Source organism: Mucilaginibacter sp. GW821-FHT07H05 (genome assembly GCF_059418485.1).
In genome coordinates this window covers 453,789-475,669 of the sequence record NZ_JBWKPY010000004.1, presented here as the reverse complement: position 1 = coordinate 475,669, position 21,881 = coordinate 453,789, and the positions used below count along the sequence as shown (strand labels likewise).

Here is a 21,881-nt window from a genome sequence, read left to right as displayed (position 1 = left end):
CCCATCAAATAAATATAGACAAAAAACCATAGCAGGATTAACTTCCCCCGATATATTATCTATACTACTAAACCGGTTCAACCGGCGATGATTTAGCCGATGGCCCTTTCTTTAGTGTGAGTACGGTGATTTCCGGCCAAATGCCTAAGCGGCCCGAGAATGCCAGGAAGCCGAAGCCGCGGTTAATATACAGGTAGCGACTTTTGTATTTGGCCAGGCCGCTCCAATGGGCATAGCGGTATTGTACCGGGCTCCAGCGTAAACCGGCGGCCTCGATACCAAACTGGGCCCCATGCGTATGCCCCGATAGGGTTAGGTGGATATTGGCCGGGTGTTTCTTCACCACTTCTTCCCAATGGGTTGGATCGTGCGAGAGCAGTATCTTGAATGCTTTTGGATCGACACCTCTCAGCGCTTTATCCAGATCGCCTACTTTTTTAAAGCCGTGTCCCCAGTTTTGCACACCGATTAGGGAAATGGTCTGTCCGTCTTTTTCAAGCGTTACATTTTCATCCAGCATCAGCCTATAATCCATAGCCCAATGGTTAGCCTTTAGCTGCTGCAGGTTGGCGGCTTTTTCGGCCTCGCTGCTCCAATGGATATAATCGCCATAATCATGATTACCCAAAATTGAGAACTGCCCGAAAGGCGATTTAAGCTGCCGGAAACGTTCGATATAAGGTTCTATTTCAAAAGCGGCATTATTTACCAAATCGCCGGTAAAAACAAACAGGTCACTTTTTTGCGCCTGGGCCAGGTTAATGCCCCGCTGCACGGCATCGGCATTATCAAAACTGCCCGAGTGGATATCGGATAATTGTGTAATGGTAAAGCCATCAAAAGCGGCCGGCAGGTCTTCAAAATATAAAGTCTCGCGGTGTACCCTATAATCGTATTTGCCCCTTAGTATCGCATAAATAAAACCGGTAAAGGGTATAGCGGCTATCAGCACGGCCAGTTCGCTGATAAATTTGCGGCGCGAAGGGAAATAGCGTTCGCCGGTGTTTTTATTGCTGCCGATATGGTTAATGATCCCTGTAAAAAAACGCCCGATATCGCCCAGGAAAAGTACGATGATAAAGATGAGCTTGGTGATAAAAAAAGTAAGGAACAGGCTCAGCATGTACTCGTGAAAGGGGCGCATGCCCTGGGCGGTACTAAAACTGCTAACCCCGCCTATAAACAAAACGGTAACCCCGATGGATAGTACCAGGTATCCCCATAATATACTGTTTTGCCAGCGCTTGCTGGGCCAGTCTAAGGTTAAGGTGCGCAGGCCGTGATATACATACCAATCCATGAGTAAGGTAATGGCCGCGATAATTAAAAAAACTTTTATAAAACCCCCGTTATGCATAAGCGAAATTGAATTGCTCCCAAAATAGGGAAACGATAGGAAAGGGGGAAATGAATGCGAAAATGATTACTTATCAATTATAATTCAATGGGTTAATGAGTAAGTATGATCGTCATGCTGAACTTGTTTCAGCATCCCGTCATACAGGTCGTCACCGGGTAAATTCGCAATGCACGTGGGGTGCCGAAACAAGTTCGGCATGACTTGGAAATTTATATCTTAATAATCTTGTTGCCCGGCTTGCGGTCATCATCATGCGGCTTAGGGATGGCTTTAACAATGCCTATCAGCGCGTGGGCAATTGTGCTCATGGCGCCTATGCCAAATTTTACAAAAGGTTTCATCACACTCAAATCGTAATGATGATGTTCGGACAGGTTCGATTTTCCTTTATTCAGTTGTTTGATATCGCGGGTTGCCATGTTGTTCTGTCTTAATATATACTTATATAAGTCCCGTTGGGACAATTTGTTTGGGATGGGAACGATTAAAAGCTGCCGTTTATTATATTAGCGTTTGGCTGATTAGGGTGAGTAGTTATTGCACGCTACAATTATTCACCTAATTAACTTAACAAACTCAATCAACTTAAATGGACAACCCCGCTTTCTTCAGCTTTGCTGATATTACCGTAAAGGAAATAGCTCCTGGCTTTTTCTCAAAACTGATACATACCGATACCAACACCGTTAACTTTATTGAGGTAAAGGCGGGCTGCTCGGTGCCGCTGCACCGGCATGTGCATCAGCAAATGTCGTTTGTATTAGAAGGTGTGTTTGAAATGACGGTGGACGGCACCCCGCAAAAGCTGGATAAGGGGCTATACTGCATTATCCCATCTAATGTAGAACATGGCGGTATAGCTATAACAGATTGTAAACTGATCGATATTTTTAGCCCTGCGCGGGAGGATTATAAATAGCTTCGCGTCATTATGCTGCGCGTCATCGGGTCATTACGCCGCGCTGTCATTGGATCATTATTATTAAGCTTAGTCAATGACTTAATGACTTAATGACTCAATGACATCATTAGACCGTTTCCACCAATGAGAAGATCTTTTCTTTCAGCTCATCCGGTTTGAAGGGTTTGGATACGTAATCATTCATGCCCGAATCATATACTTTTTCCTTGATATCAAACAGTGCCGAGGCAGTAAGGGCGATGATAGGGATATTGGATTTTTTAGGATCGGCCATTTTCCGGATCTCTATTGCGGCGTCGAACCCATTCATTACCGGCATTTGCAGGTCCATTAAAATAATACTGAAGTTACCGTACTGTACCAGTTCAACCGCACGTTCGCCGTTTTCGGCAAAAGTGGGTACAATATCCCACTTGCTGAACAGCTTTTTCATCAGCATTACATTAACCGGGTTATCTTCGGCAATCAGCACCTGCAAACCACCAATAGGGTCGGCATATACCGCCGGCTGGGCAATCTTTTCGGCTTCGGTAGCCACTTTTTCTGTCGATACCGGGAATTCCATATTAAACGAAAATTCGGAACCAGCGCCCACTTTACTGGTTACGTGCATTTGTATATTCTGCAATTCCAGCAGGCGTTTAACAATGGCCAGGCCTAAACCGGTACCACCATACTGCCGCGTGGTAGTGATGGATTCCTGGGTGAAAGGCTCAAATATGGCCTCCATATTAGCTTCTTCAATACCAATACCGGTATCCTTTACGGTAAAGTTTATGGTCAGCGTATTATGCCTGTCGCCCAATGAGGTTACGCGCACCCAGATACTGCCGTTTTGGGTAAACTTAATGGCGTTGCTAACCAGGTTAAAAATAATTTGGGTAATACGGGTAGGGTCGCCAAAAATGAGTTTGTTTTTTAATCTGGCATCTATATCCAGGTAAAAATTCAGGCCTTTTTCTTCGGCTTTAATCATCTGGCCGCCGCAAATATTATTCATCAGTTCAATTAAATTGAACTTGATCTTCTCAAACTCCACCTTGCCCGATTCTATCTTGTTAAAGTCGAGCACATCATTTACGATAGACAGCAGGTTATTGGCCGAGAATTTCAGGATATCCAGGTTGTCCAGCTGATCGGCCCGGGGGTTGCCCATCAGCAGCAGGTTGCTCATGCCAATTACCGCGTTAAGCGGGGTGCGGATCTCGTGCGACATGGTAGACAGGAACTCTGATTTGGCATGCGATGATTTTTCAGCTTTCTCTATCGATTTTTGATAGGCCGCGTTCAGTTTACCTTGCTCTTCACTGGTATCATTCAGTTTCCTGATGTTATTGATAAAAGCGTTGTAAAAGTGACTGTGGATGTAAATGATCATGATAAAATTAGCCAGTATGCTAATGATCACGGTAGATTGATCTACCTTTTCGGGCTTAAGCGAGATAAAGTAGCTGTTACTGTATTCAAACACCATAAATGCCAGTACAGGGATCAGGTTGGCCAGCGAGTAAAATAAACCCCAGCGTTGCCCCAGCATATAAAAACTGAACAGTACCGACAGGATGATCACCTGGATAGAGATCATATCAACCGACTGGATGACGATGAATACATTAAGCAGGTTGGTTACTAATGCCAGTACTAATAACGCATGGGATATAAAGCGCCAGTTAGGCACCCAGGTGAGGTATTTAAACAGCAGCACAACACATACCAGTACGGTGACCGCCATGGCGGTAAATGTATCCTGATGTTGTAAAAAAACATTAACAGTTAGCGTGGCTAAAGCCACCGCGGCTAAAAATAAACCGTAATAAAGCAACCGTATACGTGCCTCATCGAGCATAGATTGCCCGGGAGACAGGATATGCCTGAGCGTAATGTTAAAAAAATTAGGTTTTTTGCTCATTTACAGGTTGCAACAACAATGTTTAAATATATGATAAATATCAATATATGCTGTATATACCTGTTACTAATGCAATTAGTTTGCCAGTCCGTTTAAGTTATCTGTTAAGCTTTTAATTTTTGCTTCCGCGTCGGCTTTTTTCTTCATTTCGTTCTCTACAACCTCGGGCTTAGCGTTTTGTACAAAGCGTTCGTTACTTAATTTAGCCGTAACCGATTTTAAAAATCCCTGCTGATATTCGATCTCTTTTTGCAGGCGTTCGCGCTCGGCGGCTACGTCAATATTATTGCCCAGCGGGATATAAAACTCATCTGTACCCACTAAAAAGGCAGATGCGCCGGTTACGCTATCGCTTACAAAAGTGGTTTGGCTAATGTTGCCCAGCTTGGTTATTACAGGCTGGTACCTGTTATAATCAATCCCCGAATTAACTTTTATCATCAGATCTAAACTTTCCTTAGGCGACATGCCCTTGCTGTTGCGCGTGTTGCGGATCTCGGTAATCAGCTGTTTCACAACTTCTAACTCGCCGGTTAGCTGTGTATCAATTTCCCCAATGGCGGGTAATAACGCTACAATGCAGCAATCGCCGGCATTACGTTGGCCAAACAGGTCATCGTGCCAAAGTTCTTCGGTAATGAAGGGCATAAAGGGGTGCAAAATTTTCAGCACATCCTCAAAAAACTTGATGGTTTGGGTATAGGTTTCCCTGTCGATAGGTTGCAGATAAACCGGCTTAATCATCTCCAGGTACCAGGCGCAAAAGTCGTCCCATACCAGTTTATAGGTAGCCATTAAAGCTTCCGACAGGCGGTATTGCCCGAAGTTATCTTCAATCTCTGTCATCGCCTGGCTAAACCTGCTTTTAAACCAATCTATCGCCATGCCATTTGGGTTAGGCAAACTATCATCCACTTCCCAGCCTTTAATTAGCTTAAAGGCGTTCCATACCTTATTGGCAAAGCCACTGCCCTGCTCGCAATACTTTTCGTCGAACATCAGATCGTTCCCTGCCGGGGACGAGAGCAGCATGCCTACACGCACGCCATCCGCGCCGAATTTGCCGATCAAATCGAGTGGATCAGGCGAATTACCTAATTGCTTGGACATTTTGCGGCCCAGCTTATCACGCACAATACCGGTGAGGTAAACGTTTTTAAACGGTACCAGGCCCCTAAACTCGTGCCCGGCCATAATCATGCGCGCTACCCAAAAAAACAGGATCTCGGGGGCGGTAACCAAATCGTTGGTAGGGTAGTAGTAATTGATATCGGGATTGTTAGGATCTTTAAAACCATCAAAAACCGATATCGGCCATAGCCAGCTGGAGAACCAGGTATCCAGTACGTCTTCGTCTTGTTTTAAGTCTGAAGTCGTAAGTTTTAAGTCAGAAGGAAGCCCCTTTCTTAAGACTTCAGACTCAGAACTTAAGACTTCCTCCAAAGCTTCTTCAGCTGTTTTAGCAATTACAAACTGGCCGTTAGGTAAGTACCAGGCCGGGATCTGCTGCCCCCACCATAACTGGCGACTGATACACCAATCCTTCACGTTCTCCATCCAGTGGCGGTAGGTGTTGATGAATTTTTCGGGAATTAGTTTAATATCGCCCTGCAAAACATAATCCAGCGCCGGCTTAGCCATCTCGTCCATCTTGCAAAACCATTGCATAGATAGTTTGGGTTCGATCACCGCGTCGGTACGCTCGCTGAACCCGATTTGCGATTTGTAGTCTTCTACCTTTTCCAGCGCGCCGGCGGTATCCAGCAGCGTGGCAATTTTTTTACGGGCAATAAAACGGTCTTCGCCAACCAGTATCTGGGCATTTTCGTTCAGGGTGCCGTCGTCGTTTAAAATATCAATTACGGGCAGATGATGTTTCTGGCCCAGTTCGTAGTCATTCAAATCGTGCGCCGGGGTAACTTTCAGACAGCCTGTACCAAAATCCATAGTTACGTATTCGTCCAAAATAACAGGGATCTCGCGGCCAATCAGCGGGATTGTTACCTTTTTACCATGCAAATGGGTATAGCGCTCGTCGTTAGGGTTGATACAGATAGCTGCGTCAGCCATAATAGTTTCAGGCCTTGTAGTAGCAATGGTGAGGAAGTCTGAAGTCTGAAGTTCTGAGTCTGAAGTTGACTTAGTACTTTCGACTCCCGACTCCGGACTTAAAAAATAGCGGATGTAGTACAACTTCTGATTTACTTCCTTACGGATAACCTCTTCGTCCGATACGGCAGTTTTACCCTGCGGGTCCCAGTTTACCATGCGCACGCCGCGGTAGATCAGGCCTTTTTTGTACAGATGAATGAACGTTTCAATAACAGCGTCGCTCAGGTCATCGTCCATGGTAAATTTGGTACGGTCCCAATCGCAGCTGGCGCCCAGTTTCTTCAGTTGTTCTAATATGATGCCGCCGTATTTCTCTTTCCATTCCCAGGCATAAGCCAAAAACTCGGGGCGGGTCAGGTCTTTTTTATTGATGCCGCGTTCTTTTAGCATGGCTACTACTTTGGCTTCGGTAGCAATACTGGCGTGGTCGGTACCCGGTACCCAGCAGGCGTTTTTGCCTTTCATGCGGGCGCGGCGTATCAGTACATCCTGGATGGTGTTATTCAGCATGTGGCCCATGTGCAGCACCCCGGTAACATTTGGCGGAGGGATCACAATGGTATACGGCTCCCGCTCGTCGGGCACCGACTTGAAAAATCCATTATTTAACCAATAGCTATACCACTTGTCTTCGGCTTCTTTAGGCTGATACGTTTTAGAAATACTCATAAGTTTGCAAAAATAAGGTTTTTGGGGGAAGTCCGAAAGTCGGGAAGACCGAAAGTCCGAAAGATGTGCAGATGCAGGTATTTCGATGATTTAATCACAGATGACCTCCGTGCCCTCTGTGTTTCTCCCTCTGCGCCCTTTGTGGTTAAATCGCCACCCACCATCACCACCAAACTATTACAACAACCATCCCACCCAAATCGAATTAAAAAAATCCACCCGATACATCTTTTATCTATTACCTTTATATTTGCAATATAAGCGTGATATAGGATGCCGGTAAAAGGAAACCAGTTTAAAACAAATACTTTCAGAGGGGATAACGAGCCGCGGGATAAAGCAAAACCAGGGCGCGAGCGTACCGAACGGGTGCGTACCGAAATGCCAAGCTTCAGTTTAAAGGATGGCAAGGCGATCAAGATCATCGGGCTTGTTTTTTTGCTGATATCTATCGCTTTCCTCATTGCTTTTACCTCGTACCTGTTTACCTGGCAGGAAGATCAAAGCTATGTATCGGCCGCTAATGGCGGTTGGAGCAACCTGTTTAAAACCACCCAGGAACTGCTGGACAGCGGTATTAAAGACCCGGTTGTGAACAACTGGCTGGGTAAACTGGGGGCGTTGTTGGCTAACCAGTTTATATATGAGTGGTTCGGTGTCTCATCGTTCCTGTTCATCGGCGTGTTTTTTATTATTGGGTACAGGTTATTGTTCAGGGTGCAACTATATTCTATCCCTAAAACATTGGGTTATGCCTTTTTCGGCATTATATTTTTCTCGCTGGCCATCGGCTTTGTGCATGGTTTGGTGAACGATTACGCTCATTTTTTAGAAGGCCAGTTTGGTTTTTGGAGCAACAGATTGCTGGATGCGCAGATTGGTCAGGCCGGCGTAGGCTTCGGGCTGTTATTTGTGGTGATGGTGTTTTTGGTAATTGCTTATAACATCGATTTTAAACTGCCTCAACGCAAGCCGAAAGACCTGTCTGTAGCCGATAGTTTGCTGGCCGATATGAATGCCGGGCCTATTGACCTGCTGGACGAAGAAATATCCGAACCTGTGGAATGGCAAAAGAACGGACGCAACCATGTGCCTATTGAAGGAAGGTTGCAGCAACCCAACGTATCGGTACGCCCCCTTAACCTGGACGATGATGATGAACCTGCAGTGCCGCGCAATACCGACCCTAATATACAAAACACCCTGCGCCACGAGCCGGTAACCCTGATGCCCGAACTAACCGCCGAGCCGGAAGCCGGAAGCGATATCCCCCTAACTGTAGAAACCGCCCGCCCTAACCCGGTGACGAGTATTGAGCAAACCGATAGTAAAACATCCAATTCGCTGGTTGAGCAGTTTGGTACGTTCGACCCTAAATTGGATTTATCCAGCTATAAATATCCTACGCTTGACTTATTAGAGAACTACGGTACCAACAAAATTTCGGTAAACAGCGATGAATTAGAGGCCAACAAAAACAAAATTGTTGAGACGCTGAACCATTATAACATCGAGATCGATAAGATCAAGGCTACTATTGGTCCGACGGTTACCCTTTACGAAATTATCCCTGCGCCGGGTGTACGTATCTCCAAGATCAAAAATCTGGAGGATGATATCGCGCTAAGTTTAGCCGCTTTGGGTATCCGTATCATCGCCCCCATGCCGGGTAAGGGTACCATTGGTATTGAGGTGCCTAACCAAAACCCCGAAATGGTCTCCATGCGATCGGTTTTGGCTACCGAGAAATGGCAGAACAACACCATGGATTTGCCTATCGCCTTGGGTAAAACCATCAGTAACGAAGTGTTTATTGCCGATCTGGCCAAAATGCCCCACTTACTGGTTGCGGGTGCTACCGGTCAGGGTAAATCGGTAGGTATTAATGCCATTTTGGTTTCGCTGTTATACAAGCGCCACCCTGCCGAGCTGAAGTTTGTGCTGGTGGATCCTAAAAAGGTAGAGTTAACCCTGTTCCGTAAAATTGAGCGTCACTTTTTAGCCAAACTACCCGACGAGGCCGATGCCATTATTACCGATACCAAAAAGGTAGTGAACACGCTCAACTCGCTTTGTATTGAGATGGATCAGCGTTATGATCTGCTGAAAGACGCAGGCGTGCGTAACCTGAAAGAATATAACGCCAAATTTGTTAACCGTAAACTATTACCGACCGAAGGCCACCGCTTTTTGCCTTTCATCGTGCTTATTGTAGATGAGTTTGCCGATTTAATGATGACTGCCGGTAAAGAAGTAGAAGCGCCTATTGCCCGTTTGGCCCAGCTGGCCCGTGCCATTGGGATCCACCTGGTTATTGCTACGCAGCGCCCGTCAGTAAATATTATTACGGGTACTATTAAGGCCAACTTCCCGGCCCGTTTGGCATTCAGGGTATTATCTAAGATAGATTCGCGCACCATCCTCGACTCCGGCGGTGCCGATCAGTTGATCGGTCGCGGCGATATGCTGTTATCAACCGGCAGCGACCTGATCCGCCTGCAATGCGCCTTTGTAGATACGCCTGAAGTAGAAAAAATAGCCGACTTTATAGGCGAACAGCGCGGCTATCCATCGGCTTTGCTGCTGCCCGAATTTGTAGGCGAAGGCGAAGCCAGCAGCAGCGCCAAGGAATATGACCCCGAAGACCGCGACCCCATGTTTGAAGATGCCGCGCGGTTAATCGTATTGCACCAGCAGGGCTCAACCTCGCTCATCCAGCGCAAGCTTAAACTGGGCTATAACCGCGCCGGTCGTATCATCGATCAATTGGAAGCCGCAGGCATAGTTGGCCCGTTTGAAGGCAGCAAAGCCCGCGATGTGTTATATCCGGACGAATATAGCCTGGAAAGGCATTTGGAGAGTTTGGCCAAGGGTGGCGAGTAGTGGTGGTAATTTAACCACAAAGAACACAAAGTTTTTTTTTGCACAAAGGACACTAAGGCATACCTTATGATGTCAGCAATAAAATCTTTGTGATCTTTGTGGTTCTCCCTTTGTGTCCTTTGTGGTTAAATAGCCACAACATTAAACCCTCCCAAACAAAAACCATCAAACTATCATTAATATAGCTGCATGAAAAAGATCATCATATATATACTATTAGCTCTCATAACTATTAATTACGCCTTTGCCCAGCAGGATGCTAAAGCCAAGGCTATCCTGAGCCAGGTGAGCGCCAAATTCCGCGCATTAAACGTGGTGAAAGCCGATTTTACCTTTACGCTGGATGACCCGCAGGGAGGCAGCAAGCAAACGCAGAGCGGTACCTTGCTGGTGAATGCCAAAAGCAATAAGTTTAAAGTAACCCTGTTTAACCCGGCCAATAAAACGGCGGTGGACCAGGAGATCATCAGCGATGGCAAAACCCAGTGGACTTATCTTAAAGCCGATAAAGAGGTGCAGGTAAACCATTCTGGTAAAGCGGGTGATGAGCTAAATCCTGCCCAATTGTTTACCCTGTACGAACACGGTTATAAATATGTTTATACCAACGATCAAAAACTGAACGGCAAAGTTTGCCAGGTGATAGATTTGAGTCCGGAAGATGCTAACAAAACCTTCTTCAAGATCAGGCTGCTGATTGACAAGGTTAAAAAACAGCTTTACAGCGCTACCCTGTTTGATAAAGGCGGTAACAAGTATACTTATACCATTAATACGCTTATCCCCAATGTAAAGGTGGCCGATGATGCTTTTACCTTCGATAAAAAGACACACCCGGGTGTTGAGGTGGTTGATTTGCGGTAGGTAATTGTGTTGGCTTAATTGTCATTCTGAGCGAGAGCGAAGAATCCCACGTCAGCTAAGCGGTAATACATTGGCGATAGATTCTTCGCTATCGCTCAGAATGACAATATACCATCGATTTGTAATGATATTACTGCTTATGTAATGCCAATTTCCTGCAAATTATTCCTATAATAGCACCATGGATACCCTATACCGGCTCAACTGGCTGCGCAACACCATGCTGGTATTCCCCGCTAATAACAAATACCTGATATAAAAATGAATACCACTACCAAAGCCATCATATTCGATCTGGGCAGCGTCCTGATAGACTGGAACCCGCACCACCTGTACCGCAAACTGTTTGACAACGAACAGGAAATGAAAGACTTTTTGGCCAATATTGCCACCATGGACTGGAACGAGGAGCAAGACATGGGCCGCTCCCTGCAGGAGGGTACCGAAATACTGGTAAAGCAGCATCCCGGTCATGAAGCTAATATACGCGCCTATTATACCCGCTGGGAAGAAATGCTGGGCGGCGCTATTGAAGGCACGGTTGAACTGTTTAAACAGTTAAAAGCAAGCCATCGGTATAAAATATACGCCCTCAGTAACTGGTCGGAAGAGACGCTGGGAATAGCACAACGCCACTACGATTTTTTAAACTGGTTTGATGGGATGGTAGTTTCGGGCCTGGAAAAAACCCGTAAGCCTTTCCCCGATTTTTACCAAATCCTGCTTACCCGTTATAATTTGCAAGCCCACGAAGTATTGTTTATTGACGATAATTACCGCAATATTTTAGCGGCTGAAGAGTTGGGCATCCCATCTATTCATTTTGTTGGTGCCGGGGAACTGGAGGCGGAGTTGAAGCAGAGGGAGATCATCTGATGATCGTATCCCCTGATATACTTCATTAAAAAAACAGTTCCCCTGCTACGTGGTCAGCATATAGTTTGCCGCTTTGGGTAAGCGTTAAAATATCCGCATCGCGGTGCAGCCAGCCTTTATCAAAAAACGAGGTGGCTTCTTTTAGCAGGATTGGTTTGGTATCCGCGGCTATGGCTTCCAGTTTTTGCAGATCAAGCCCCCACATGGTGCGCAGGGAGGTCATAATATATTCGTTCAGGCGGTTCTCTTCGGTTAGTATTTCAGTTTCGGCAGGGATGGCGCTAATGGCCAGTTCGGCTAAGTATTTGGCATTATTGGGGATATTCCACTGCCGGGTATCGCCATTAAAGCTATGAGCCGATGGACCTATGCCCAGGTATTTTACACCGCGCCAGTAATTGGTATTATGGCGCGAATAACGCCCCGGTTTGCTAAAATTAGAGATCTCGTAGTGCTCAAATCCTTTCAGTTGCATAGCATCCATCAGGCTTAAAAACTGTTCGGCGCTTTGCTGATCGTTTACCGGGGGCTGCTTTTTGTTTTTGATAAAGGCTGCCAGGGCGGTGCGCGGCTCAACCGTAAGCGAGTAAGCCGATACGTGCGGTACATCCAGGCCAAAAACCTTATTCATGTTTTGCTGCCATTTGGCATCGGTAAGCAGTGGATAACCGTAGATCAGGTCTACCGTAATATGCTCGAAACCGGCATCCTGCGCGCGCATGACGGATGATTCGGCCTCATCGCTTCGGTGGGCCCGGTTCATCCAGCGTAAATCCTCATCAAAAAAAGATTGTATACCGATGCTGAAGCGGTTTACCGGGGTTTGCCGCAGTGCCTGTACGGCTTGCTGGTGCAGGTCATCGGGGTTGGCTTCCAGTGTGATCTCGGCATCGGCGCTAACTGTGTGCAGACTGGTGATGGTGTCGATGATCCGGCCAATCTCGCCCGCGTTCAACAGCGATGGCGTACCGCCGCCAAAATATATGGTTTCGATAGTCTGGCCGTCCAGATAATTTTTTTGCAGGACGATCTCCTTTATCAGGGCCTGCACCATTTCATCGCGATACTTTAACGATGTGCTGAAATGGAAATCGCAATAATGGCAAGCCTGCTTGCAAAAAGGGATATGGATGTATATTCCGGCCATGTTTTAATTCAATTTAAGCGCCTGCTTCAGGCTTTAAAACAGGGTCTTTGGTCAATTCAACCTTGTTTTTTTTGAATTTTAAAAATACTTTTTCAATATAATGCCAGCTTAGCCATGCCAGCAGGTAGGTTACAGGCACCGTTAATACAAAAAGTAAAAATGGGTTAAGATGTTTGTAAAGCAGGTAGGTAATTGTTTGCTGCACAGGCCAGGCATACAAATACATTCCGTAAGAGAGGTCGCCTTTTTTTGCAAATCCGGATAGTTTTATCCGGGGATGGAAAGCCATATAAAATACAAGATAGGTGCCGGTGACAGGTAATACCAACTCCAGCCCTTTAAACCACACGCAGGAAAGCACCGTTACAACAGTAGCCACAAGCGCTATGGTATTTGTTCTTGGAATTTTGTCCCGGTATAAATAAAAGCATGATCCGGCAAGGAAATAAATTAGCAGTCTGGGTACCAGTACAGGGTCGATGATGTATAATAATTTAGCAGGAAACCGCTGCTCTGTTAAAAGCGTGGGAAGAAAATGTTGAACCGCCACAACCACATAAACCATAATGAAAAGAACAACAATTGGCCACTTTTTATTTAAAAAAGACCGGAACAGCACCAGGGGCAGTATTAAATAGCAGAGGAACTCATATTCAATTGTCCATAAAGATTCGTTTAGCATAGATGGCAAGGGTAGCCAGGTAAAAGTTTGCCCGCCAATAGGTTTTTGAAGCGTAAACAGATTGAGTATAAGCCGTTTTTTATTAATGGTATCAAAATAATGAGCCAGGCTTGTCATACTATGATCAAGCAAGGTCCCCAGCGGGCCAAATAACAGGATGCTTAAGGCAAAGGCTACAAAGTACCCCGGATAGATCCGTAAAAACCTTTTTTTCAGATAATTAGTTGTGCTGCCGCTATACAGGTAGCTTTGAAGTATCAGAAAGCCGCTGATGATAAAGAAAAAATCTACAGCTATGCCACCCAAATCTGTTTGATTTTTGGTAAAGATCATTCCGGGTTCGGTATCAGTCAGCTTCCCGGAATAGATAACGTAGGAGTGGCTGAAAATTACCATTACGGCCAAAACAAAACGCAGCAAGTCGAAATTATTATCCCTTAAATTTTCTTTGTTACTCCCCATGTTTTAGCTAACCGGCTTAATCTTCTTATTGAAGGCAAAGTAACAATATTTTAAAGGTATATCAATTGTAATACAGGGACTATATCCGGTTAACAAAATGATATGGTGCGATAAATCCTTTAACTAAAAAAGGTAAAATATTTGTAAGTTAACCGCGGCGTTAGTAGTCTGGCTTCAGACAGTATGATAAACAGACGGGAACAGCCTTTATTATTTTAATACGATCTTCTAAATGCACTGGTATATTCTTGATACGCTTTATGTTTTGCTGGTCATCTTTGTTTGTCTGAAGATCCTTTACGATATCCGTTCCGTTAGTAAAACGTTTGCCTATCTGTTAGTGACTATATTTTTCCCCGTCGTAGGGATGATCATCTATTTTGCGGTGGGGGCCAATTATCGTAAAAACAAGATCTATAGTAAAAAGATCATCAGCGATAGTAAATTACTAAGCGAGATTAGGGAGCAGATTGCCCAGGAATCTGAAAAAGCCTGGAATACGGGTGAAACAGAAGTAAAACGCCATCAAAAACTGGCGCGGATGCTGTTAAAAGATAATAGCCCCCTAACCGGTAATAACGAAGTGAAGCTATTGCTGAACGGCGAAGAAAAATTCCCTGAAGTATTGCAGGCGTTAAAGGCGGCCCGGCATCATATCCATTTAGAGTATTATATTTTTGAAAATGGCCATATCGGCAATCAAATTAAAGATGTACTGATACAAAAAGCGGCGGAAGGTGTTAAGGTGAGGGTGATATATGACGACTTTGGCAGCCGTTCCATCCGTAAAGAGTTTGTAAAGGAGATGATAGATGGGGGTGTGGAGGCCTATCCGTTCTACCGCATTTGGTTCATCGCTCTGTCTAACCGTACCAATTACCGCAACCACCGCAAAATTATTGTGATTGATGGGTGTGTCAGCTTTATTGGCGGGATCAACATCAGCGACCGCTATGTTAACGATAATCCCAAACAGCTGTTTTGGCGCGATACCCATGTAATGATCAGCGGGCCGGGGGTATACTATCTGCAATATTTATTTATCTGCGACTGGAATTTCTGCAGTGGTAAAAAACTGCCTGTTGTGCCCCAATATTTCAACGCTCATAAAACCAAAGGTAAATCCATTGTCCAGATTGCGGCCAGCGGCCCCGATTCGGATACGCCGACCATTATGTATTCCCTGTTAGAAACTATTTCGCTGGCGCAGGAAGAGCTGCTGATCACATCGCCCTATTTTATCCCCGGCGAAAGCGTGCTGGATGCGCTTTGCATTGCAGCCATGAGCGGTGTAAAGATCAAATTATTGGTTCCGCACCGATCCGATTCGGTATTGGTTAATGCCGCCGCCCGGTCTTATTACGGCGAATTACTGGCCGCCGGGGCCGAGGTGTATTTGTATAAAAAAGGCTTTATCCATGCTAAAACACTTGTATCCGACGGGCAATTGGCCATCATTGGTACCGCCAATATGGACCACCGCAGTTTTGAGCTGAACTTTGAGGTGAACAGCATGATCTATGACAGGCACATAGCCAGCCAGCTGCGCGACGTTTTTTATAACGATCTTAAAGATGCCAAACAGATCAATCCCCGCACCTGGGCAAAGCGCACCCTTTTTAAACAACTCCCCGAAAAACTTTGCCGTTTATTATCTCCTTTGTTGTAAAAAGCCCGATTTACAGTAGCATCTAATTTTATCTCCCATCTTATTGATCCATCCCTTTTAGTAAAGCTGGTACGGTTTGTGCAAACTATAGGGTAGCTTATATAAACACGGGCTTTTACACTGGAAAACCGCGCTGAAAGTACATCAGATGCCCTTTTTTTAAGCCATACGTGTCAGAAAAATTAGAAAAACAGTATACTAATACATCAACTAAACCGGTATAGTTAATTATGAAAATCGCCTATATTTCCACTTATCCACCGCGCGAATGCGGTATTGCTACCTTTAACCAAAACCTGATGACGGCCATTGGCAGCAACTTCCCTAAACGGACGGATGTGCTGCAAGGCGGCTTTGTGGTGGCGGTGAATGATTCGGACGGTTTACAGGAATACGAATATCCGAAGGAGGTGAAATACGTTATCCGGCAAAACCACCAGAAAGATTATATCAGGGCGGCTAACTATATTAACACCAGTGATGCCGATGCCTGTATCCTGGAGCACGAATTTGGGATCTATGGCGGCGAGAGCGGCATTTATATCCTGCCCCTGCTAAAACGCTTAGAAAAACCTTTAATATCGATATTACACACCGTACTGCGCGATCCCAGCTATGTGCAAAAGATCATTATCCGCGAAATTGCCGAGCAATCATCTAAAATTATTGTCATGAGCAAACGCGCGGTAGAGTTTCTGACCGCTGTTTACGAGATCCCAGCTGATAAGATCCAGATCATTGAACATGGTGTACCTGACCTGGAAGCGCCCGAAGAAAACCCGGTAAAAAACCTGGCGGCTTTTAAAAATCACCGTGTACTATTAACCTTTGGCTTGCTGAGCCGTAACAAAGGTTTGGAAACCGTAGTGCGCGCCCTCCCCAAAATTGTAGAGCAGCACCCCGATGTGATGTATGTAGTATTAGGCAACACACACCCCGGCGTATTAAAGCACTCGGGCGAGGAATATCGCGACCACCTGAAAAGCCTGGCCGCGCAGCTGAATGTATCGCAACACCTTTCTTTTATTAATAAGTTTGTAACCGATGAGGAGTTGATCAACTACCTCACCGCGTCCGAAATATATGTAACGCCGTATTTGAACGAGGCGCAAATTACCAGCGGCACGTTATCTTATGCTGTTGGCGCCGGTTCGGCCGTAGTATCAACCCCGTACTGGCATGCTACCGAATTGCTGGCCCATAACCGCGGCCGCTTGTTTGATTTTAAAGATCATGAACAGTTGGCCGTAACCATTAACGAGTTGTTAGGAAACCCTGCTGTATTAAACGAACTGAAAGAGAACGCTTATGAATATGGCCTGCACCTGCGCTACCCGCAAATCGGCTCCGAATTTATTAAAGTGGCCCAGGAATCGTGCCGGTCGCATGATTTTAGCGCTAAGGTACTAAAGAACAGTATTGTGGATCCCGAGATATTGCCCAAGTTTAGCCTGGCGCACGTTACCCGCCTAACCGACGATACCGGGATTGTTCAGCATGCTAAATATGGGATCCCTAATTTAAAAGAAGGGTATTGCCTGGATGATAACGCCCGCGCGCTGATTATGGTGCTGATGGCTTACCAGCGCAACAAAAACAGTGAGGCATTGCGCTTGCTGCCTATTTACCTCAGCTACATCCACTACATGCAAACCGATGATGGCAATTTCAGGAACTTTCTGAGCTTTAACCGCCAGTATTTGGATGAGGTAGGTTCCGAAGATTCCTTTGGGCGTACGGTATGGGCGCTGGGATATCTGATAGGCTGCGCGCCCAATAACTCGTACCAGGAGTTTGCCGTAGAGATCTTCCGCCGGTCCATCGCGCATTTTGAAAATTTACAATACATCCGCGGCAGAGCCAATACCATTATCGGCATTTGCCATTACCTGAAGGTTTTCCCTACAGATGAGGGTATGGTGCGGATCCTGATCAACCTGACCAACCCGCTGATAGCGGCTTACGAACAAACCAGTTCGGCCGATTGGCAATGGTTTGAGGAGGGCATGACCTACGATAACGCCATCCTGCCGCTGGCCTTGCTGCACAGCTGCGAGATAACCGGCGACGAAAAGGTGAAGAAGGTAGCGATGGCCACCATGCGTTTTCTGGATAAACTGACCCTTTCTAACGGCTACCTGAGCCCGGTAGGAAACGATGGCTGGTATTACCGCGGCGGCACTTTCCCAACCTTTGATCAGCAGGCTATTGAAACCATGGCCATGGTGCTGATGCATTTTGAGGCTTATCAAACCTTCCGTGAACCGGAGTATATCGAAAAGATGTTCCTGAGTTACCGCTGGTTTTTAGGTGAAAATACCTTGCGTGCACCGCTATACGATCATGAAACAAAGGGCTGCTGTGATGGCTTGCTGCCAACGGGTATCAACCGTAACCAGGGCGCCGAAAGTACGCTGGCCTACCTGATATCGCATCTGACCGTATTACGCGCCTTTGAGCGGGAGTACGAGTATAATAAGACGGGGGCAAGCATGGAGATCTGTTAAAGAATAAAAAGCGAGGCGGGGACTGAGCGATTCCCCTCTTGAGAGGGGAGGAGGGGTGTGTCCTTTTGGTGATATGAATTTCGGTAAAGACACACCCCTGCCACCCCTATTCCCAACTCACCCCCCTCTCAAGAGGGGAAATAGATAAAGCATGCCTTACAACAAACTAAGAATAGCCGTATTATCGCCCGTGGCCTGGCGCACACCGCCCAGGCATTATGGGCCATGGGAGCAAATTGCCAGCACCATAGCCGAAGGCATGGTGCGTAAAGGCGCTGATGTAACCCTGTTTGCCACCGGCGATTCTGTTACCGCCGGCAGGTTGCAATCTGTTTGCGCGATGGGTTACGAGGAAGACCGCAGCCAGGATGCCAAGGTGCTGGAGTGCCTGCATATCAGTAACCTGATGGAGCAAGCCGGCGACTTTGACCTGATCCATAATAACTTTGATTTCCTGCCGCTTACTTATTCACGGCTGATAAAAACGCCTATGATTACTACTATACACGGCTTTTCGTCGCCGAGGATTGTGCCGGTTTATCAGAAATATAACGATACCTCGCATTATGTATCGATCAGTAATGCCGACCGCAGTCCCAACCTGAATTATCTGGCTACCGTTTATAATGGCATGGATCCCAAGGATTTTGATTTTGTAGCCCAGCCCGATGATTACCTGCTGTACTTTGGCCGCATCCATCATGATAAGGGTACTTATGAGGCTATACAAATAGCCAAGCAAAGCAAGCGTAGGTTATTAATTGCCGGAATTATCCAGGACGAAGGTTATTACAAAAGCAAGATTGAACCCGAACTGAACGACCAGATCCAATACGTAGGTCATGCAGGTCCGGATAAGCGTAAAGAACTATTAGGCAATGCCCTGGCGCTGCTGCACCCCATTAACTTTAACGAACCCTTTGGTATGAGTGTGGCTGAAAGTATGCTGTGCGGCACGCCGGTCATCGCGTTCAGCAAAGGATCGATGCCGGAGTTGATTGAAGATGAAAAGACCGGCTTTTTGGTGCATACGGTAGATGAAGCGGTTAGCAAAGTTGCCGGGTTAACCAGCATTAACCGCAGCTATTGCCGCGATTGGGCCGTAAGTAAATTCAGCAGTGATAAAATGGTGAATGATTACTGGGATTTGTATCAGGGGATAGTATAACACTTTGTCATTGCGAGCGATAGCGTGGACAACCGACCAACGGGAGCTCATTAATTCCTTTGAAAACAAACAAAGTATTAATAATCCCATAGGCAGGTAAGTGTGCTTTATGATTGGCAATTTGCCGCACGACCTATTACTTTTTCCTTGATGAAAAAGTAACAAAAAATCAAGACAGCAAAAATGCTTCCTTTGCCGCACATGGCCTTTGCCCTGCAAACCGGGCAGAACCACGGCTACGCTTATTTGCCCCGCTGTCGCGCCCGCTTACCCTTGCTTCTGCAAAACGCTGATGCCCTCCCGCCGCACAGGCCACCATTGTTCTGCCCGCTTTCGCCCGGAAGCTCCTTTGCTGTCGGAAAACTAAAAAAAAACACGTCATGTCTTGCAATGACGCCTGAAGAAACCCACCTCTGTGTCCTTTGTGGATTCACCCTTTGTGACCTCTGTGGTTAAATAACAACTATCCTCACACAAAAAAGCCCTTCACAACGTGAAAGGCTCCATTATTATTTTAACAGGTGTAATTTCAAATTATAAAGGGTTTCCGCCTTCTTTTAACCGGCGCAGTAGTTCAAACTTAAAATCGCGCTCACTTTTAAATACCAAATTGGCTTTTTCGGGCGGCATCATTTTAATAAACTCGCCGTAATAATGTTTTTGCAGGTTAGTAATACGCGCCTGGAAACCCAATTCACGATCGAACTGGTCGCTGCCGTTAGGGTCGGTAGTAGCGTTATTTTCTTTCCGCAGTTTGGCTACATACTCCAGCTCGTCCTGGTATTCATCATACGTAGGCCAAAACTTTGCCGATTGTTCGGGCGTTAACGCCAGCCGTTGGTTAATATAGGCCTTTTTCATCGCCTCAAACCTTTTGGCAACCGTAGGTTTACGTACCTTATTAGGCTGGTTATTATTATTGCGGAAAGCAGGCGGGCGTCCACCCTGCGCAAAGGCCATTTGGCCTGCACACATGCAGAGTAAAATTAAAACGTTCCTGATCAGCTTATCCATTACTGGTTATCTTAAATTAATGCGTACTTAAATATTCTTTTAGTTCGTCGGCGCTTGCAGTGCCGGGGTTTATTTTATCCACACCGTCCATCAGGCTGCGGGCATCGGCCGCGTCCATATGGGTTTGCAGGTAATCAATAATATCCGCGTCAGGTACATTGGCCAGGGCCTTATGTATGTAAGAGCGCTCGTGCTGTGCCTGCGGGCTTTCAAACTGCCTGATAAACAATGTACCGCCAATGCCCAAAACTAAACAGGCCGCGGTAGCATATTTAAACGCGCCCGATGCAAACATCCTGCGCACTATGCCTGCTTTTTTAATGGCCGGCTGTGCTGCCTGGGTAGTGGTTTTGCTGATAATAGCGTTTTGCAGGTTCTCGAAATAGTTCTCCGGTACGGTAAAGCCTTCGGGCTGGCCGTTCAGTATTTCGTCAACGGCAATCATGCCAACAATTTGCTGGTGTTGCTCCTCAAAATAATTTTCGGGCACCGTGAAATCGCCGGTTGTATGTTGCAGGGCCGTTTCTATATTAATACGGCTTTGCAGGCTGGCCTGCATTTCATCAAAATAGTTAGCCGGCACGGTAAAACCCGCGGCAGTATTATCCATTGCAGCCTCAATAGCCACGCGGCTTTGCAGGTTGCTTTCCAAATCATTAAAATAATTTTCCGGTACGGTAAAACCCGTTTCGGCATGTGCATTTACACCATCAATAAATGCGCGCGATGTGGCCCTTTGAGTTAATTCCTCAAAGTAGCCTTCAGGCACTGTAAACGGGTTGTTTGGATTAACCTGTTTAAGTGACATATAATCGTCCAGCCATTCTCTATTGTCCATATCACTTTTCATATCTACACTTATAGATGAAATTTAAATGAAAAGGTTTAAACGCTATTTTAAAATTAATCATTAAGATATAAAAATCAATCGTGTGATAGCAAATGGGCTTCAATTTTTTTAACCGCCAGGTGAAAAGATGCCTTTAAAGCCCCCACGCTGGTCCCTAAAACATCGGATATTTCTTCATACTTCATATCATCATAATACTTCATATTAAATACCAGGCGTTGCTTATCGGGCAGGGTAAGCAGGGCTTCCTGCAATTTTTGCTGGGCGCGGTCGCCGTTAAAGTAGGTTGAATCGGCCAGTGATTCGGCCAGTTCATACGATACGTCGTCCAGCGGAATGTTATTTTTAGCCTTCTTTTTATTCAGGAAGGTAATACACTCGTTAGTGGCAATACGGTACATCCAGGTGTATAGCTGGGCATCATTTCTGAAATTGATCAGGCTTTTCCACACCTTTATAAATACATCCTGGGTAACATCGTCGGCATCGTCGTGATTAATCACCATGCGGCGTACATGCCAATATATTTTTTGCTGATATTTTTTAAGCAGCAGATTAAAAGCCTCGTTCCGGGTTTTCTCTTCCCTGAATTTATCTAATATCTCTGCATCTTCCACCTGTTGCGACATTTTGTAAAATTAATATTTTAAAGCGAGAAGTCTCACCTGAACCAACTTGTCATTTCGAACGAGGTACGAGGAGAAATCTTGTACGTTTTGCTAAGTATGCCGTATAAGATTTCTCACTATCGTTCGAAATGACAAGTCGTATAGGTGTGGCTTAACCC

16 protein-coding genes are annotated in these 21,881 nt (G+C 45.8%); 7 read left to right on the top strand and 9 right to left on the bottom strand.

Annotated elements, in window-relative coordinates:
• Positions 1 to 67: 67 nt before the first annotated feature.
• Together AC07M6_RS13220 and AC07M6_RS13215 are read right to left on the bottom strand one after the other, a co-directional pair.
• Positions 68 to 1,357: a metallophosphoesterase gene (locus AC07M6_RS13220; protein WP_494890091.1), complete on the bottom strand. Its 1,290-nt coding sequence runs from the start codon at positions 1,355 to 1,357 to the stop codon at positions 68 to 70.
• Between the two features lie 212 nt (positions 1,358 to 1,569).
• Entirely contained in the window at positions 1,570 to 1,779 is a 210-nt protein-coding gene (locus tag AC07M6_RS13215) for a hypothetical protein (RefSeq protein WP_494890090.1), read from the bottom strand.
• A gap of 170 nt (positions 1,780 to 1,949) precedes the next feature.
• Here AC07M6_RS13215 and AC07M6_RS13210 point away from each other — a divergent pair, with 170 nt between their 5' ends.
• Positions 1,950 to 2,279, top strand: coding sequence for a cupin domain-containing protein (locus AC07M6_RS13210; protein ID WP_494890088.1), 330 nt, complete (start codon positions 1,950 to 1,952; stop codon positions 2,277 to 2,279).
• Between the two features lie 109 nt (positions 2,280 to 2,388).
• Here the strand turns inward: AC07M6_RS13210 and AC07M6_RS13205 are convergent, their stop codons facing one another.
• Positions 2,389 to 4,191: an ATP-binding protein gene (locus AC07M6_RS13205; protein ID WP_494890087.1), complete on the bottom strand. Its 1,803-nt coding sequence runs from the start codon at positions 4,189 to 4,191 to the stop codon at positions 2,389 to 2,391.
• Positions 4,192 to 4,266: 75 nt separating this feature from the next.
• On the bottom strand, positions 4,267 to 6,972 hold the full coding sequence (locus AC07M6_RS13200) for a valine--tRNA ligase (protein ID WP_494890086.1): 2,706 nt from the start codon (positions 6,970 to 6,972) through the stop codon (positions 4,267 to 4,269).
• A 273-nt stretch (positions 6,973 to 7,245) separates the two neighbouring features.
• Here AC07M6_RS13200 and AC07M6_RS13195 point away from each other — a divergent pair, with 273 nt between their 5' ends.
• From AC07M6_RS13195 to AC07M6_RS13185, 3 genes are all read left to right on the top strand, one after another.
• Positions 7,246 to 9,855 (top strand): FtsK/SpoIIIE family DNA translocase, encoded by a 2,610-nt coding sequence (locus AC07M6_RS13195; protein WP_494890085.1) that lies wholly within the window; start codon positions 7,246 to 7,248, stop codon positions 9,853 to 9,855.
• 189 nt (positions 9,856 to 10,044) lie between these two features.
• Positions 10,045 to 10,719 carry an outer membrane lipoprotein periplasmic chaperone LolA1 gene (gene lolA1, locus AC07M6_RS13190; protein WP_494890083.1) on the top strand — a complete coding sequence of 225 codons (675 nt, stop codon included), beginning with the start codon at positions 10,045 to 10,047 and terminating at the stop codon, positions 10,717 to 10,719.
• 261 nt (positions 10,720 to 10,980) lie between these two features.
• The gene (locus tag AC07M6_RS13185) at positions 10,981 to 11,595 is read left to right on the top strand and encodes an HAD family hydrolase (protein WP_494890081.1); all 615 of its coding nucleotides are present in this window, start codon (positions 10,981 to 10,983) and stop codon (positions 11,593 to 11,595) included.
• 25 nt (positions 11,596 to 11,620) lie between these two features.
• Here AC07M6_RS13185 and hemW read toward each other — a convergent pair whose 3' ends face one another.
• Positions 11,621 to 12,742, bottom strand: coding sequence for a radical SAM family heme chaperone HemW (hemW, locus tag AC07M6_RS13180; protein ID WP_494890079.1), 1,122 nt, complete (start codon positions 12,740 to 12,742; stop codon positions 11,621 to 11,623).
• 13 nt (positions 12,743 to 12,755) lie between these two features.
• Positions 12,756 to 13,886 carry an acyltransferase family protein gene (locus AC07M6_RS13175; RefSeq protein ID WP_494890077.1) on the bottom strand — a complete coding sequence of 377 codons (1,131 nt, stop codon included), beginning with the start codon at positions 13,884 to 13,886 and terminating at the stop codon, positions 12,756 to 12,758.
• Between the two features lie 232 nt (positions 13,887 to 14,118).
• Here AC07M6_RS13175 and cls point away from each other — a divergent pair, with 232 nt between their 5' ends.
• The 3 genes from cls to AC07M6_RS13160 all read left to right on the top strand — a co-directional run bounded on the left by cls (position 14,119) and on the right by AC07M6_RS13160 (position 19,230).
• Positions 14,119 to 15,555 (top strand): cardiolipin synthase, encoded by a 1,437-nt coding sequence (gene cls, locus AC07M6_RS13170; RefSeq protein WP_494890075.1) that lies wholly within the window; start codon positions 14,119 to 14,121, stop codon positions 15,553 to 15,555.
• Positions 15,556 to 15,785: 230 nt separating this feature from the next.
• Positions 15,786 to 18,062 (top strand): glycosyltransferase, encoded by a 2,277-nt coding sequence (locus AC07M6_RS13165; protein ID WP_494890073.1) that lies wholly within the window; start codon positions 15,786 to 15,788, stop codon positions 18,060 to 18,062.
• A 151-nt stretch (positions 18,063 to 18,213) separates the two neighbouring features.
• Positions 18,214 to 19,230: a glycosyltransferase family 4 protein gene (locus AC07M6_RS13160; RefSeq protein ID WP_494890072.1), complete on the top strand. Its 1,017-nt coding sequence runs from the start codon at positions 18,214 to 18,216 to the stop codon at positions 19,228 to 19,230.
• Between the two features lie 534 nt (positions 19,231 to 19,764).
• Here AC07M6_RS13160 and AC07M6_RS13155 read toward each other — a convergent pair.
• The 3 genes from AC07M6_RS13155 to AC07M6_RS13145 form a co-directional block, all read right to left on the bottom strand.
• On the bottom strand, positions 19,765 to 20,244 hold the full coding sequence (locus AC07M6_RS13155; protein ID WP_494890071.1) for a hypothetical protein: 480 nt from the start codon (positions 20,242 to 20,244) through the stop codon (positions 19,765 to 19,767).
• A gap of 16 nt (positions 20,245 to 20,260) precedes the next feature.
• A complete protein-coding gene (locus AC07M6_RS13150; protein WP_494890069.1) occupies positions 20,261 to 21,082 on the bottom strand; it encodes a hypothetical protein in 822 nt (273 codons plus the stop codon).
• Positions 21,083 to 21,168: 86 nt separating this feature from the next.
• Entirely contained in the window at positions 21,169 to 21,711 is a 543-nt protein-coding gene (locus AC07M6_RS13145) for an RNA polymerase sigma factor (RefSeq protein WP_494890440.1), read from the bottom strand.
• Between the last annotated feature and the right edge of the window lie 170 nt (positions 21,712 to 21,881).